Source organism: Micromonospora sp. NPDC007220 (assembly GCF_040634035.1).
GTDB classification, from domain to species: Bacteria; Actinomycetota; Actinomycetes; order Mycobacteriales; family Micromonosporaceae; genus Micromonospora; species Micromonospora reichwaldensis.
This window is the reverse complement of record NZ_JBEYEU010000006.1, coordinates 77,795-92,150: the sequence shown is the minus strand read 5'-3', so window position 1 is coordinate 92,150 and position 14,356 is coordinate 77,795. Positions and strand designations below refer to the sequence as shown.

The window sequence follows — 14,356 nt, the reverse complement described above, 5'->3', positions numbered from 1 at the left end:
TCGTGTCAGCGCTCTCGAAGGAGGATCATGGTTGCCATTGGTGGGCCCTCGCGGGCTGTGCCCCGACGGCGTGGTTGGTTGTCGCGTGTCTCGGCCGCGGTGGTCGCGGTGCTCGCGGCGAGCGGGCTCGTCGCGGTGTCTCCGGGGCCGGCTGCGGCGGCGACGGTGGACACCAGCGCGTGGTACGTGTTGGTGAATCGCAACAGCGGCAAGGTGCTGGACCTGTACAACGGGGCCACGAACGACGGGGCGCGGATCACGCAGTGGCCGCGCAACAACGGCAACGGGCAGCAGTGGCAGTTCGTCGACTCCGGCGGCGGGTACTACCGGTTGAAGTCCCGCCACTCGGGCAAGGTGCTCGACGTCTACAACTTCTCCACGGCCAACGGCGCCAGCATCGTGCAGTGGAGCGACGGCAACGGGACGAACCAGCAGTTCCGGCTGGCGGACTCAGCCGACGGGTACGTGCGGTTGATCAACCGGAACTCGAACAAGGTGGTCGAGGTGCAGAACGCCTCCACCGCTGACGGCGGCAACATCGTGCAGTACGACGACTTCAACGGTGGCCATCAGCAGTGGCAGCTGGTCCGCGTCGGCGACAGCGGCAACCCCGGCGGCACCTTCAGCAACCCGGTCGTCTGGCAGGACTTCGCCGACGTCGACATCATCCGGGTCGGCGACGTCTACTACATGTCGGCCTCCACCATGCACTACTCGCCCGGCGCCCCCGTGCTGCGGTCGTGGGACCTGGTGAACTGGGAGTTCGCCGGGCACTCGGTGCCCCGGCTGGACTTCGGCACGAAGTACGACCTGGCCAACGGCAGCCACGGGTACGTCGACGGCATCTGGGCCTCCACGCTGAACTACCGGCCGAGCAACCGCACCTTCTACTGGGCCGGCTGCATCGACTTCGCCCAGACGCACATCTACACCGCGTCCGCCGTCGACGGCACGTGGAGCCGCCACACCACCATCCCCAACTGCTACTACGACGCCGGGATGCTCGTCGACGACAACGACACCATGTACGTCGCGTACGGCAACGGCACGATCAGCGTGGCCCAGCTGTCGCCGGACGGGCGTACCCAGGTGCGGGCCCAGCAGGTGTACCAGACACCGTCGAGCATCGGCACGCTGGAGGGAGCGCGCTTCTACAAGCGCAACGGCGCCTACTACATCTGGCTCACCCGCCCGGCCAACGGCCAGTACGTGCTGAAGTCGACGAACGGCCCGTTCGGTCCGTACGAGCAGCGACAGGTGCTGCTCAACATGCCGGGTCCGATCTCCGGCGGTGGGGTGCCGCACCAGGGCGGACTGGTGCAGACCCAGAACGGGGGCTGGTACTACATGGCGTTCACCGACGCGTACCCCGGCGGCCGGATGCCGACGCTGGCCCCCATCACCTGGACCAGCGACGGTTGGCCCCAGGTGCAGACGGTCAACGGCTCCTGGGGCGTCAACTACCCCAACCCGCTGCCGTCGCGTCCGGTCAAGCCGCTCACCGGGACCGACACCTTCCCCGGCACCACCCTCGGCGTCCAGTACGAGTGGAACCACAACCCGGACAACAGCCGGTGGTCGGTGAACAACGGGCTGCGCCTGCAGACCGCGACGGTGACCAACGACCTCTACCGGGCGCGCAACACGGTGACCCACCGGATCCAGGGTCCGACCTCGACGGGCACCATCGAACTGGACTACTCCACGATGCGCGACGGCGACCGGACCGGGCTGGCGATGCTGCGCGACACCTCGGCGTGGATCGGCGTCAAGCGCGACAACGGGGCCATGCGGGTGGTCATGACCAACGGCCTGACCATGGGCACCGACAACTGGAACACCACCGGCACCGGAACCGAGATCGCCAGCGCGCCGGTGTCCGGCGGGCGGATCTGGTTGCGCGCCAACGCCGACATCCGGCCCGGCTCGGGTCGCCAGGCGAGGTTCTCGTACAGCACCGACGGGGTCACGTTCGTCCCGCTGGGCAACGCCCTGACCCTCAACAACGCCTGGCAGTTCTTCATGGGATACCGGTTCGGCATCTTCAACTACGCCACCCAGTCGTTGGGCGGCCAGGTGACGGTGCGCCGGTTCACCCTGACGACACCATGACACCGGTCACCGTTCCCAGGCGTACGAGAGCCTGAGGATCGTACGGCGAATGGTCCGGGGCGGGGTGCGGGGAACCATCGGAAACCGCTCCCGCCCCGGGGCGCGCGCCGCCGGCAGTCCCGTCTGGTGTGCCGGCTCAGCCGCACCCTGACCGACGGGACGACTGGCGTAGACTGTCGGCGTTTCCACCGGTCACCCGGCACACGTCGCCGTGGCGGAGGCAGCAACACGATGGCCGCTCCCGTCGACGACGACGTGTGCGATCGTCGACGGGCAGGCGGGGAAGTGAGGTGGCCGTGCGCAGTCCCGCGATGACGGACGTGGCTCGCCTCGCCGGCGTCTCCCACCAGACGGTGTCCCGGGTCCTCAACGGGCACCCCAACGTGCGCGAGCAGACCCGGCTGCGCGTCCAGGCGGCGATCACCGAGCTGGGCTACCGGCCCAACCGGGCCGCGCGGGCACTGGTCACCGGCCGGTCCCAGGTGATCGGGGTGGTCGCGCAGAACACCACCCTCTTCGGCCCGGCCTCGCTGCTGACCGCCCTGGAACAGGCGGCCGCCGAGGCGGGCTTCGCGGTTAGCGTCGGCAGCGTCAGCGACCTCGACCACCAGTCCATCTCCGCGGCGGTGGAGCGGCACCTCGCGCACCGGGTCGCCGGCATCGTGGTGATCGCGCCCGTCGAGTCGGCCGGGGAGGCGCTCGGACGGCTGCCGAAGGACGTACCCCTGGTAACCGTCGACGGCGACCCGCGGCGGCCGATTCCGCTGGTGACGGTCGACCAGGTCGCCGGTGCCCGCGCCGCCACGCAGCATCTCCTCGACGCCGGGCACCGGACGGTCTGGCACGTGTCTGGCCCGCCCGACTGGTTCGACAGCGCGGGCCGCATCGAGGGGTGGCGGGAGGCCCTGCGGTCGGCGGGTGCCGAGGCGCCGCCGCTGATCCCGGCGGACTGGTCCGCGGCGGCCGGCTACCGGTGCGGGCAGATGCTCGCCCGGATACCGGAGGTCACCGCGGTGTTCACCGCCAACGACCACCTGGCGCTGGGCGTGCTGCGGGCGCTGCACGAGCACGGCCTGCGGGTGCCGGACGACATCAGCGTGGTCGGCTTCGACGACGTGCCCGAGGCGGCGTACTTCATCCCGCCGCTGACCACCGTGCGTCCCGACTTCGCCGCGGTCGCCCGGGCGAGCCTGGACCTGCTGCTCGCCCAGATCGAGTCGTCGCAGGTCGTCGGCCCGCTTCGGCAGACGGTCGCACCGAGCCTGGTCGCCCGCCGCAGCGTCGGGGCGCCGCCGCGCCGTTAGGGCCGGGTGGAGGTCCTCGCGACACGGTTCAGACGAACCGCCAACGCTGGTCGGCGGCCCCGCTGTCGGTGCCGAGGACGATCTGCGCGCCCTGGCTGCCGGAGCCGCCGCTCACCCCGAGGACCCGGCCGCCGTTGGCGCACTGGACGCGGAAGTAGCCGTTGCCGCCGTACCGCAGCCGCCACCGGTGGTCGTTCGCGCCGTTGTCGGCCCACTGCACGATCCGGGCGCCGGCGGCGCTGGCGCCGCCCTCGACCCCGAGCACCTTGCCGCTGTGCGAGTTGCGCAGCCGCAGGTAGCCGCCGGTGTCCACGATCGCGGTCCACAGGTGGTCGGCGGTGCCGGTGTCGCCCCACTGGAGGACGAGGCCGCCGTCGGTGGTGGACATGTCCCGCACCCCGAGCACGAGCCCGCTGGCGAGGTTCTGGATCCGGCGGGCGCCGTTGGGCACGAACCTCCACTGGTTGTCCGGGCTGCCGTTGTCCTGGTCCTGCACCGCCTGGGCGCCCTGGGCGGTGGCGCCGCCGGAGATGGCGAGCAGCTTGCCGGTGTGCGCGTTGCGCAGCTTGTGCGTGCCGTCGCCCACGTCGACGGGCGTCCAGTCGTGGTCGGCGGTGCCGTTGTCGGCCCACTGGACGATGCGGGCGTCGTCGGCGGTGGACATGCCCTCCACGCCGAGTACCTTGCCGCTGTGGACGTTGCGCAGCCGGATCGTCGACCCGCCGGGTAGGAGCTGCCAGTCGTGGTCGGCGGTGCCGGTGTCGCCCCACTGGAGGGCGGGGCCGCCGTCGGCGGTGGACATGTCCCGGATGCCGAGCACCAGGCCGCTGGCCGCGTTGACCAGACGGAAGCTCGCGTTGCCGCCGCCGTTGCCGGCGACGCTCCAGTAGACGGTGTAGTTGTGCCCGTGCGCGTCGTGGAAGGGTCCGAGGCCGACCGTGGCGCCGTTGGCGACGGCGGTGAACGCGAGGGCGCTGGTGCTGGTACGCGTGATCGAACCGGCGTTCAGCGCGGGCAACCCGCTCAGGGCGGTGTTGCCGTAGTTGCCGGAGAGCACCACCGGGCCGTACGTGACGGCCTGCACCGCGGCGTTGTCGTTGGCGGCCGACATGACGACCCGCATCGGCAGCCGGACCGTGACCACGTCGCCGGAGGCCCAGGAGCGGGTGAGACTGGCGTAGCTGCCGGGGGTCGTGGCGATGTTCTGCGGCGTGCCGTTGACGCTGACGCTGGCGCCGCTGGTCCATCCGGGGATCCGGATCCGCATCGTCCACGATCCGCCGGCCGAGCCGGTCACGGTCAGGGTGGTGGTGTCGCCGACCGGGTACGAGGTGCTCTGGGTGACCGTGATCCCGCGCTGCGTCCAGGTGAGTACCGACGGCATGAACAGGTTCACCGTCAACGTGGTGCCGTTGTGGAAGTAGATGGAGTCCATCAGCGTGGTGTTGGTCTCCAGACCGGTGCCCTGGCAGCACCAGAACGAGTCGTAGTCGGTGCTCCAGGTGCCCCCGCCCCACGCCGGACCGACCCCGCGCCGGCCGCCCGGGTTCAGCGGCGTGAAGTAGGTGACGTGGCCGTGGGCGTCGGCCGGGTTCTGCTGGCCGATCATGTGGTTGAGCAGCGCCCGCTCGTAGAAGTCGAAGTAGGCGGCCCGGTTCGGGTCCAGCAGCCACAGCTCCCGGGTCAGCTTCAGCATGTTGTAGGTGTTGCAGGCCTCGCAGGTGTCGGTGCGCAGGTACCCGGCGATGGCGTCGGGGGAGCGGAAGTGCTCGGCCTGGCTGTTGCCGCCGATCACGTAGCTGTGCGCGTCGACGGTGATGTTCCAGGCGTTGCTGGCGATGTCCCGGTACCGGGTGGTGCCGGTGGCCTTGAACTCCCGGGCCGCGCCGATCCACTTCGGCACCTGCGTGTTGGCGTGCAGCCCGTTGAGCTGGTCGGAGTTGGCGGCGAGGGGGTTGAACACGGCGTTGTGGTCGAACCGCTGGGCGGCGGTGAGCCACCGGGCGGTTCCGGTCTGCTGGTACAGGTCCGCCAGGACGGCGTTCATGCCGCCGAACTCGGTGCCCAGCATGGCCTGCGTCTGGGCGGTGGTGAGCCGGGCGGTGCGCCAGTCGACCCAGCCGGCGAGTGCCAGCAGCACGTCGCGGGCCTGGGTGTTGCCGACGAGGCGCCAGACGTCGAGCAGCCCGGCGAGTGTCTTGTGGATGCAGTAGTACGGCACGTTGCCGTTGCTCAGCGTCCGCGCCTCCAGCGCGGTGAAGTCCGACTCCGGGAAGCCGGACAGGTATCCGGTGTTGAAGCCGGCGGCCGCGTTGTTGGCCTGGCACCTGGCCAGTTCCGCCACCATGCGGTTCGCCTTGTCCCGGCAGGTGGCGTCCCCGAGCACCGCCCAGGCGTGGGCCCAGGCGGTCAGGACGTGTCCCTGCATGTGGGTGCGGAACGGAAACGTCGGGGCGTCCCAGCCGCCGGTCGGCGCGGCGCCGGCCGTGGAGAGGCGGTGGTTGGCGCGGAAGTTGTAGAGCAGCCGGTCGACGTCGACGAACCGCAGGTAGTTCAGCGTGCGGCTCTGGTTCTCCTGCCAGCGGCTCGCCGACAGCCGGACCTGGCCGGGCTCGAACGCGTAGGCGGAGACGCCGATGTCGGACCGGGCCGGGGGCAGGGCGGCGCTTGCCGCGTCGCCGCCGGTGACGGCGCCGAGGACGGGCCCGCCGGTGGCGGCGACGGCGGCCACGCCGGCGGACCTGAGCAGGAGTCGACGGTTGAGGAAGGGAGTGGGCATCAGGGCCTCCGGAAGCGGGGGTCGGGGTGCTACGACGTGAGCCGGAAGGTGGCGTCCTGCCGGTCGGCGGCGCTGGAGGAGGCGCTCAGCGGGTCGATGCGCAGCAGGTAGCCGGAGTGTCGGAGGTAGCGGTCCGGGAAGTTGTGGGAGCGCAACGACGTCCACGAGGAGTCGGCCAGGCCCGGCGTGCGGTGGAACGTGGCGTCGGCGCGGAACGTCGCGGTGCCGTTGTCCGGTTCGAGCCGGATGGCGTAGGCGCTGTGGCGCAGGAAGTTGCCGGGCCGGTTCACCGACTCGAACGACACCCCGGAGGGGTCGGCCAGGCCGGGCACCAGCCGCCACAGCTGGTCCTGGTACGGGTCGAAGGGGTACGCGTCGAGGCGCCCGACACCGTTGAGGTGCCGTACGAACCGGTCCGGGAAGTTGGCGGACTTCAGCCGGACCCAGTTCGGGGTGCCCCACCGGCTGACCGCGCCGGCGTACTCGGCCTCGGTGATGCCGAGGATCGAGCCGTGCTTGCCGTTCAGCGGCGGGGTGTAGTCGCGCTGGTTCAGCGTGGTCCACGCGTTGGCGGTGATGTTGCCGCTGGACCAGGCGTAGTAGTCGGCGTTCACCGGGGCGAACGAGTCGCCCCACAGGTACCAGCCGTTGCCGTCGTTGCGCTTGACCAGCAGCGGGGCCTCCATCGCGTCGCCCTGCCGCAGGCCGCCGGTGTAGGTGGTGAAGCTGTTCGGGGCGCCGGTCGACGAGCGGGCGCCGTACAGGTTTCCGTTGGCGAGGTTCTTGTAGTACAGGTACGTGACCCCGCCGTCGACCATGATGTCGCTGTCCAGGACGCCGAAGCCGGGGCTGAAGAAGACCTGCGGGGAGCCGACCGAGTGGAAGTCGGACGTGTAGTTGACCAGGAACACGTCCCCGCTGCTGGTGTTGCAGGAATAGACGATGCCGTACTGCCCGCGGTTGGCGTCCCAGAAGACCGTCGGCGCCCAGGTGTGCGCGTTGTAGGTGTGCATCCGCAGCCGCCGGTAACCGGTGAAGCCGGTCAGGTTCGTCGAGTCCCATACGTGCAGGTACTGGCTGATGACGCCGAAGTTCGTGCCGCGCAGGTCGGTGGCGATGACGATGTACGTGCCGTCCTGCTTGCGGAAGATGAACGGGTCGCGCAGCCCCAGTTGGCCGGCGGTCGGGGTGGCCACCGGGTTGTTCTGGTTGAGCGGGGTCCAGTTCAGACCGTCGCGACTGACGGCGAGGTGCAGGCCGTAGTCCGCGCCGACGAAGTTCGGCGACTCGGTGAAGTAGGTCATCACGTAGCCGGTGTAGGCCGCTGCCGAGGCCGCCCGGGGGGCGATCGTCAGGCCGGTGGCGGTGGCCGCGCCGGTGGCGACCGCACCGAGGGTGAAGGCTCGTCGGGTCAGGGCCATGGGGTGACCTTTCTCGATGGTGGCGGGAGAGCGGCGGTTGGCGGGCCGGCGCCGCGAGAGCCCTTACGTCCTGGTTCTTTCGGGTGCTGGTCGTGGGGCCGGCCGAGTCAGGACGGGCCAGCCGTCGGCGAGCGCTCCGGCCGGCCGAAGGGCCCGGCGGCACGCCGTCGCCGGAGCGGGTGTGACGTCGGGGAAGAGGTGCGGGACGGGTGGTGCGTGCCACGGGCCCGGCGGTCGGAACGGCCGCGCGACCGTCCAGACAAGCCATGGGGCAACATCGATGTTATCGATAACATAGTTTCCACGTGACGCCCGCGCAAGACTCCTCCCGGCCCGGGAAGCCGAGCCCTGTCCGCCGGTCGCCCGCCCGCCTGCGGTGCGGATCCGGTCGCCTGCGGGCAACGGGACGGCACCGGAGCGCGCGGGGCAGGAGCCGACGCACCTCGGATCTCGCATGCTCCGGGACCGGACACGAGATCGACCCAGAAATATCCGGGCAGCGATGTCGAGAACCCGGGACCGGCTCCGTCCCCGTGGTGGACGCGATCAGAATGGGTTCGCACCCGCACCGAGAGGGGAAACACGATGGCCAAGTACCTGCTGCTCAAGCACTACCGGGGCGCTCCGGCCGGGGTCAACGACGTACCCATGGACCAGTGGACGCCGGAGGAGATCTCGGCGCACATGCAGTACATGCAGGACTTCGCGACCCGGCTCGAGGGGACCGGCGAGTTCGTCGACGGTCAGGCGCTCGCCCCCGAGGGGACGTTCGTCCGGTACGACGGTGAGGGGCGCCCGCCGGTCACCGACGGCCCGTTCGCCGAGACCAAGGACCTCATCGCCGGCTGGATGGTGATCGACGTCGACAGCTACGAGCGCGCCGTCGAGCTGGCCGGGGAGCTGTCGGCCGCCCCCGGGGCGGGCGGGAAGCCGATCCACGAGTGGCTCGAGCTGCGCCCGTTCCTGACCGCGCCGCCCACCATCACGGAGTGAGCTGATGCAGGAGGCCCTGCTCCGGAGCCTCACGCCCGGCGTGCTCGGGATCCTCGTCCGCCGCGGAGCCGACTTCGCGGCGGCCGAGGACGCCGTACAGGATGCGCTGGTCGAGGCGGTGCGCACCTGGCCGGCCGACCCGCCGCGCGACCCGAAGGCCTGGCTGGTCACCGTGGCCTGGCGTCGGTTCCTCGACGCGACCCGGGCGGACGCCGCCCGCCGTCGGCGCGAGGACCTCGTCGACGAGGAGCCCGCGCCCGGGCCCGCGCCCACGGTGGACGACACGCTCCAGCTCTACTTCCTGTGCGCCCACCCGTCGCTGACGCCGGCGTCGGCGGTCGCGCTCACGCTACGTGCCGTCGGCGGGCTGACCACCCGCCAGATCGCCCAGGCGTACCTGGTGCCCGAGGCGACCATGGCGCAACGCATCAGCCGGGCCAAGCGCACCGTCTCCGGCGTGCGGTTCAACCAGCCCGGCGACGTCGCGACCGTACTGCGCGTCCTGTACCTGGTCTTCAACGAGGGCTACTCCGGCGATGTCGACCTCGCCGCCGAGGCCATCCGGCTCACCCGGCAGCTCGCGGCCGCGATCGACCACCCCGAGGTGGCGGGGCTGCTCGCCCTCATGCTGTTGCACCACGCCCGGCGCGCCGCCCGGACCGCGCCCGACGGCAGCCTGGTGCCGCTCGCCGAGCAGGACCGCGGCCGGTGGGACACCACGTCGATCGCCGAGGGCGTCGAGATCCTGCAGGCCGCCCTCGCCCGCGACCGGCTGGGCGAGTTCCAGGCCCAGGCAGCCGTCGCGGCGCTGCACGCCGACGCGCCCACCGCCGCGGAGACCGACTGGGTGCAGATCGTCGAGTGGTACGACGAGCTCGTCCGCCTGACCGACAGTCCGGTCGTCCGGCTCAACCGCGCGGTGGCCGTCGGCGAGGCCGACGGACCGCGCGCCGGCCTGGCGGCGCTCGTGGCGCTGGACGATTCGCTGCCCCGCCACGCGGCGGTGGCGGCGTACCTCCACGAGCGCGACGGCGACCTGGCGACGGCGGCACGGCTGTACTCCGAAGCGGCCCGGCGGGCGCCCAACCTCGCCGAACGTGACCACCTGACGCGCCAGGCCGCCCGGCTCAACGCCCGCCAGCGCCCCTGAGCGGTCCAGGACTTCACCGCTTTTTCGTACGACAGGGCCGCCCCGGAGGGAGGCCACTCCGGCTCCGGTCGCTCCTCGGGAGACCGGGCGAGCGGCACAGGCCGAGAGAGTGCCGGATCGAGGAGAGCCCAGGTCGCGGCCCAGCGTCGCCGGACAATCAATGTCCTAGGACGCTTTAGGGGATGTGCGTCAGCCGGCACGGGCGGAACCCGACCTGGTGTCATTCATCGAGGGCGAGTCGGGTCGGTAGCGGTGCCAGCGGGCTCGGGTCTGGTGGCGGCGTCGCCGGGCGGACCAGCCGCGGTCGGCGACCACCGCGTCCATCTGTTCGGGATCTGCACCGCGGCGCGGTGCAGATCCCGCGCCGTGGCCATCGTGCTCGGGGCCTGTCACCTCCGATAGCGCTGTGCCACTGCCGCGAAGGCGGCCTTGGGTTCCCATTCCATGTCGGGGTAGGTCTGCCCTCGGCGCCCTTCGAGGAGCTTGACGATGCCCAGGCCGGCCCGGTCCAGGTCGTCCCTGGGGTCGCCGTCCGGGCGGTGCGGGTAGCCGGGCAGGGCGAACAGGAACACGAACGCGCTGTCCACGCCCTCGGTCTCGAAGATCTCCAGCAGTTCGCTCAGGTAGGTGGCCTGGCCGGCCTCGTCGCGCTCGTATACGCCGTTCAGCCGTACCGGAGCCCTGGTCTCCGGGTCGTACTCGACCACTTCCAGCACCCGCCCACCGCGGTCTCCCGCGCCGCGGTAGGCCGCGGTGCCGAACCCGGTGATGGCGAGCGGCTTCGGGCTCTGGGCCAGGATGCGCACCGCGTCCCGGAACCGGTCGGCGACCTCGGCGGAGCGGATCAGCTCGAACGCCACGATGTCGAAGGGAGTCCAGTCGACCTGCTCGAACTGGATGGACGCGTAGGTGAGTTTGCCCTGGAAGCGCTCGCGGACCGTCGCCGCGGCGTCGCGGAGGAACGCGTTGATGTGCACGCCGAGTTCGCGGATGGCTTCGGCCCGCCGCTCGGGTTGGCTCATCAGCCGCTCGACCCGATCCTCGGGGCTCTCTCCGGACAGGAACCCGCGGTTCATCACGCTCAGCTCGACGCCTGCGACGAACACGACTGTGGCCCCCTGCTGCCGGACCCGTTCCGCCCGCTCGGCGCAGTCGCGGAAGAGCGTGAGGATCTGCTCCGGATCCAGCTCCAGCGGGTAGGGCGAGAACCAGACCTCCAGTCCGAGTTCGGCGGCGGCACCGGCGGCCAGTTCCAGTCGATCCGGGTCACCGCCGATGATCTGGACCGCGTTGCAGTGCAGGTCGTCGCGGATGATGGCGAGCTCGCGCCGGACCACCGCGAGGTCGAAGTGCTCGCGGGACGTCTGGCCGTGCACGACGAATCCGGTGTCGTAGGTCATTCCTCTTGCTCGCATGGCGACGTCCTCTCTGTCGGTCCCGGTCCAGGTCGAGACTGGCAGGAAAAATGCGTGCACGCAAGTTTGCATGCACGCAACTTTGCGTGTGTGCAGCCCTGCATGGGACGCTGACACCGTGACACCACCAGGGCTGCGGGAGCGGAAGAAGCAGGCCACGCGTGAGGCGCTACGCGAGGCGGCCCTGCGCCTGGCCGAGGAGCGCGGACCGGACCAGGTGCGGGTCGAGGACATCGCCGAAGCGGCCGGGGTCTCGCCGCGCACCTACAACAACTACTTCGCCAGCCGCGAGCAGGCGATCGTCTCCGCCGTCACCGCGGACCGGGAGGCGCGCATCGCGGCGGCGGTCGCGGCCCGGCCCGCAGGAGTACGCCTGGCCGACGCCGTCACCCAGGCAGTGGTCGAGCAGTACACGAACACCGGCGAGCGCGAACACAAGGCGCTGCTGCTGATCACCACCCAGACCGCGTTGCGCGACGCGTTCCTCGACACCACCGCCGGCATCGAGCCCCCGCTCGCGGCGGTGATCGCCGAACGCCTGGACGACGCCGAAGCGCACACGGCCCGCGTCCTCGCGGCAAGCGTGGCCGCGGCAGTTCGCATCGCACTGGAAGGCTGGCTCCAGCCGGCCGGTAACCCGGAGGCCGCCGGGAGTTTCGCCGCCGGAGGACTGGTCGTGCCCTCCGGCTCACTGGCCGACCAGCTCCGCAAGGCGCTGGCCCCGCTCGCGCCCGCGTTCGACGCCGCCGAGCAGCACAACCAGCCGTGAAGCCGACCCAACCGGGGCATCCGCTGCACCAGCAGTAGATCCGGAACATGCCGATGCGCCCGGCCATCGTCCTCGGCGGTCGACGCAACGTAGCTGACGCTACGTCAGGTTGCGATCCACGACTGGAGTACTAGCCTGGCCGGCGTGGCGACGCGGCTCGTGCAGATCAACATGAAGGCCCGGAACGACTCCGTGCTGGGCGGTTTCTGGGCGGAGGCGCTCGGCTGGGAAGTCTCCAGCGAGGGGCCCGGCGTGACCAACCTCGAACCCGAGGGCTTCGTCTACCCCGACCCCGTCGCGGTCTGCCTCGACCTCATCGTCTCCCCGGAACCCAAGACGGTGAAGAACCGCGTGCACGTCGACCTCGCCACCACCTCGGCAGCCCACCAGGCCGAGGTGGTCACGCGCCTGAAGGATCTCGGCGCGACACCCGCCGACGTGGGCCAGGGCGACGTCCCATGGACGGTCATGGCCGACCCGGAGGGCAACGAGTTCTGCGTGCTGGACCCCCGACCGCTCCACCGCGACACCGGACCGATCGCCGCGGTGGTGGTCGACTGCGCGGATCCGCGAGCCATGGCGCGCTTCTGGAGCGAGGCCATGGACTGGGCCCTGCACGAGGTGACCGACCACAGGGCGGTGCTGCGCTCCGCCAAGGGCGTTGGCCCCTACCTGCGGTTCCTCCGCACACCCGACGTGAAGACCGGGTGGAACCGCGTCCATCTCGACGTCCGCCCGTACCCGGGTGACGACCTGGAGGCCGAGGCGGCCAGACTGCGGAATCTCGGCGCCACCGCCGTCGACCTGGACCGCGACGTCCCGTGGACGGTCCTCGCCGACCCGGAAGGCAACGAGTTCTGCGTCCTCACCCCAGGCTGACTTCGAGGCACGGTCTAGCCGCGGCGACCGCAGGACGGGCAATCGATATCGACTTCGCCGCGATCGCCCTGGTAGACGACTGCCGCGCCGGTTTCCTCTGACAGTTGCTGGGCCAGCTTCCGGCCCTGTTCCGTCCACGCCCGGTACTGCTCGTCGGTGCCGACCCGACCACCGCCGTACTCGCTGTGCATGTCCATCCAGTCCGACCACGCACGCAGGGCAGTAGCCAGCTCCACCGAGAGCCTCAGCCCTTCCGGGGGAACCATCCCCACGACCTCTCGGCCTGGACGACCACCGCGAGCGGGAATCGTGCACCAGGCCCACACAGGGAAGGCATCGTAGTCGAACGCGACGTCGAGGCGTCGCACGCCAGGCGGGCGGCCTCGCGGGCAGGACAGTACATGCCGCCGAAACTCTTCCACCCGCCACCACCTGGGCTTCAACCTACTTGACACAGGCCCTAGCTGACCCCTGGTGCACAGGTCGTACGCCCCGGTTCTCCGCCGCACTGGATCAGCGCCTCGGGCCGTCCCTCTGCGCACCGAGCGACTGGGATGGATCACTCGCTTCGACGGCACGCAGTTGGGCGGCGATCGCCTGTTGGTCGTCGGGAAGGGTCTCCGGGTGGTTCAGCCACCAGCCGGGTCCCCAGCGCATGACCTTGCCGTAGAGAGTCAGAATGAGGCCGGCTTCGAAATCCGCGGCGGGACGGCGTACCGCCCGTACCAGGGGATCGTCGTTCGAACGCCACTCGTAGTGTCCGGCGCCTGGGACGTACTCGCCAGGCCCGTGCTCCTGGAAGCAGTCGAAGAAGAGCCATCCGGACGCGTCTGCCGGGGCATAGCAGAGCACGCGTTTGTCGACGATGAGGCTTGGTGGTCCGTAGCTGGCCTCGACCTCACTGCGACGTACATCCTGGCCGTCGAAACGCTGCTGGAGATCTGCGGTGAGGTGGTTCCAGCTATCCGCGTCAAGCAGTCGCCCCAACTGGAGGTAGCCGAGTCGGTGGAATTGTTCGGCGAAGACCGAGGCGACCTCGGCGACGCAGCTACGGTCCTCGCCGAACATGGCGAGGAACGGCCCGGCAACTCCCCGCTTTCCGTACGAGCGGAGCACCGTCTCGACAGCGTCCTGGTCGATCTCGCGTTCGTCGAGGAAACACAGATCATTGAGGAGCCCATGGGCCAACCTGTCGAAGGCCTGCCCGGTCGTCGCCCACATTGAGGGCCTGGTCATCAGTTGTGGTAACTGATCGAGCCAACGTTGCCGAACCTCTGCCGCCGAACGCATCGGCCCACGGTACCGGCCATGCCCCGGGCAGCGCCTACCGGAGGCCACGGTCGTCTTAACGTCTGACCTCTGTATCAGGATCAGATGGTGCGAGTACGCGGCCACCGGCTGAAGACACCACGGGGACCAGCCTGAATTCATCGAGGCTGAGCCACTGATCGCACGATCCCGGCCGTTCACTCTCGGAAACAGGGTCTCCGCCGCAGCCATGGTGCTGGCGGCCTCCGCAGAGTGGCACCGTCCA

The 14,356-nt window shown here is 70.5% G+C and carries 11 protein-coding genes; 6 read left to right on the top strand and 5 right to left on the bottom strand.

Annotated elements, in window-relative coordinates:
- Nucleotides 1-27 precede the first annotated feature (27 nt).
- Together ABZ573_RS14650 and ABZ573_RS14645 are read left to right on the top strand one after the other, a co-directional pair.
- Nucleotides 28-2,112, top strand: a complete 2,085-nt coding sequence (locus tag ABZ573_RS14650) for an RICIN domain-containing protein (RefSeq protein ID WP_358118485.1) — start codon at nucleotides 28-30, stop codon at nucleotides 2,110-2,112.
- A gap of 311 nt (nucleotides 2,113-2,423) precedes the next feature.
- The gene (locus ABZ573_RS14645; RefSeq protein ID WP_192581264.1) at nucleotides 2,424-3,416 is read left to right on the top strand and encodes a LacI family DNA-binding transcriptional regulator; all 993 of its coding nucleotides are present in this window, start codon (nucleotides 2,424-2,426) and stop codon (nucleotides 3,414-3,416) included.
- A gap of 28 nt (nucleotides 3,417-3,444) precedes the next feature.
- Here ABZ573_RS14645 and ABZ573_RS14640 read toward each other — a convergent pair whose 3' ends face one another.
- Both ABZ573_RS14640 and ABZ573_RS14635 read right to left on the bottom strand, forming a co-directional pair.
- Nucleotides 3,445-6,195 (bottom strand): beta-L-arabinofuranosidase domain-containing protein, encoded by a 2,751-nt coding sequence (locus tag ABZ573_RS14640; RefSeq protein WP_358118483.1) that lies wholly within the window; start codon nucleotides 6,193-6,195, stop codon nucleotides 3,445-3,447.
- A gap of 29 nt (nucleotides 6,196-6,224) precedes the next feature.
- Nucleotides 6,225-7,616 carry a glycoside hydrolase family 43 protein gene (locus ABZ573_RS14635; RefSeq protein WP_151452858.1) on the bottom strand — a complete coding sequence of 464 codons (1,392 nt, stop codon included), beginning with the start codon at nucleotides 7,614-7,616 and terminating at the stop codon, nucleotides 6,225-6,227.
- A gap of 585 nt (nucleotides 7,617-8,201) precedes the next feature.
- Here ABZ573_RS14635 and ABZ573_RS14630 point away from each other — a divergent pair.
- Both ABZ573_RS14630 and ABZ573_RS14625 read left to right on the top strand, forming a co-directional pair.
- On the top strand, nucleotides 8,202-8,609 hold the full coding sequence (locus ABZ573_RS14630; RefSeq protein WP_132236607.1) for a YciI family protein: 408 nt from the start codon (nucleotides 8,202-8,204) through the stop codon (nucleotides 8,607-8,609).
- A 4-nt stretch (nucleotides 8,610-8,613) separates the two neighbouring features.
- Nucleotides 8,614-9,759 carry a DUF6596 domain-containing protein gene (locus ABZ573_RS14625; RefSeq protein ID WP_151452856.1) on the top strand — a complete coding sequence of 382 codons (1,146 nt, stop codon included), beginning with the start codon at nucleotides 8,614-8,616 and terminating at the stop codon, nucleotides 9,757-9,759.
- A gap of 389 nt (nucleotides 9,760-10,148) precedes the next feature.
- Here the strand turns inward: ABZ573_RS14625 and ABZ573_RS14620 are convergent, their stop codons facing one another.
- Entirely contained in the window at nucleotides 10,149-11,174 is a 1,026-nt protein-coding gene (locus ABZ573_RS14620; protein WP_327028889.1) for a hypothetical protein, read from the bottom strand.
- A gap of 118 nt (nucleotides 11,175-11,292) precedes the next feature.
- Between ABZ573_RS14620 and ABZ573_RS14615 the strand changes: the two genes are divergently transcribed.
- The gene (locus ABZ573_RS14615) at nucleotides 11,293-11,943 is read left to right on the top strand and encodes a helix-turn-helix domain-containing protein (RefSeq protein ID WP_327028888.1); all 651 of its coding nucleotides are present in this window, start codon (nucleotides 11,293-11,295) and stop codon (nucleotides 11,941-11,943) included.
- A gap of 144 nt (nucleotides 11,944-12,087) precedes the next feature.
- Nucleotides 12,088-12,822 (top strand): VOC family protein, encoded by a 735-nt coding sequence (locus tag ABZ573_RS14610; RefSeq protein ID WP_327028887.1) that lies wholly within the window; start codon nucleotides 12,088-12,090, stop codon nucleotides 12,820-12,822.
- Nucleotides 12,823-12,836: 14 nt separating this feature from the next.
- On the opposite strand, the gene ABZ573_RS14605 is transcribed toward ABZ573_RS14610, so the two are convergent.
- Nucleotides 12,837-13,088, bottom strand: coding sequence for a hypothetical protein (locus tag ABZ573_RS14605; RefSeq protein WP_327028886.1), 252 nt, complete (start codon nucleotides 13,086-13,088; stop codon nucleotides 12,837-12,839).
- Nucleotides 13,089-13,335: 247 nt separating this feature from the next.
- A complete protein-coding gene (locus tag ABZ573_RS14600; protein WP_327028885.1) occupies nucleotides 13,336-14,112 on the bottom strand; it encodes a hypothetical protein in 777 nt (258 codons plus the stop codon).
- Between the last annotated feature and the right edge of the window lie 244 nt (nucleotides 14,113-14,356).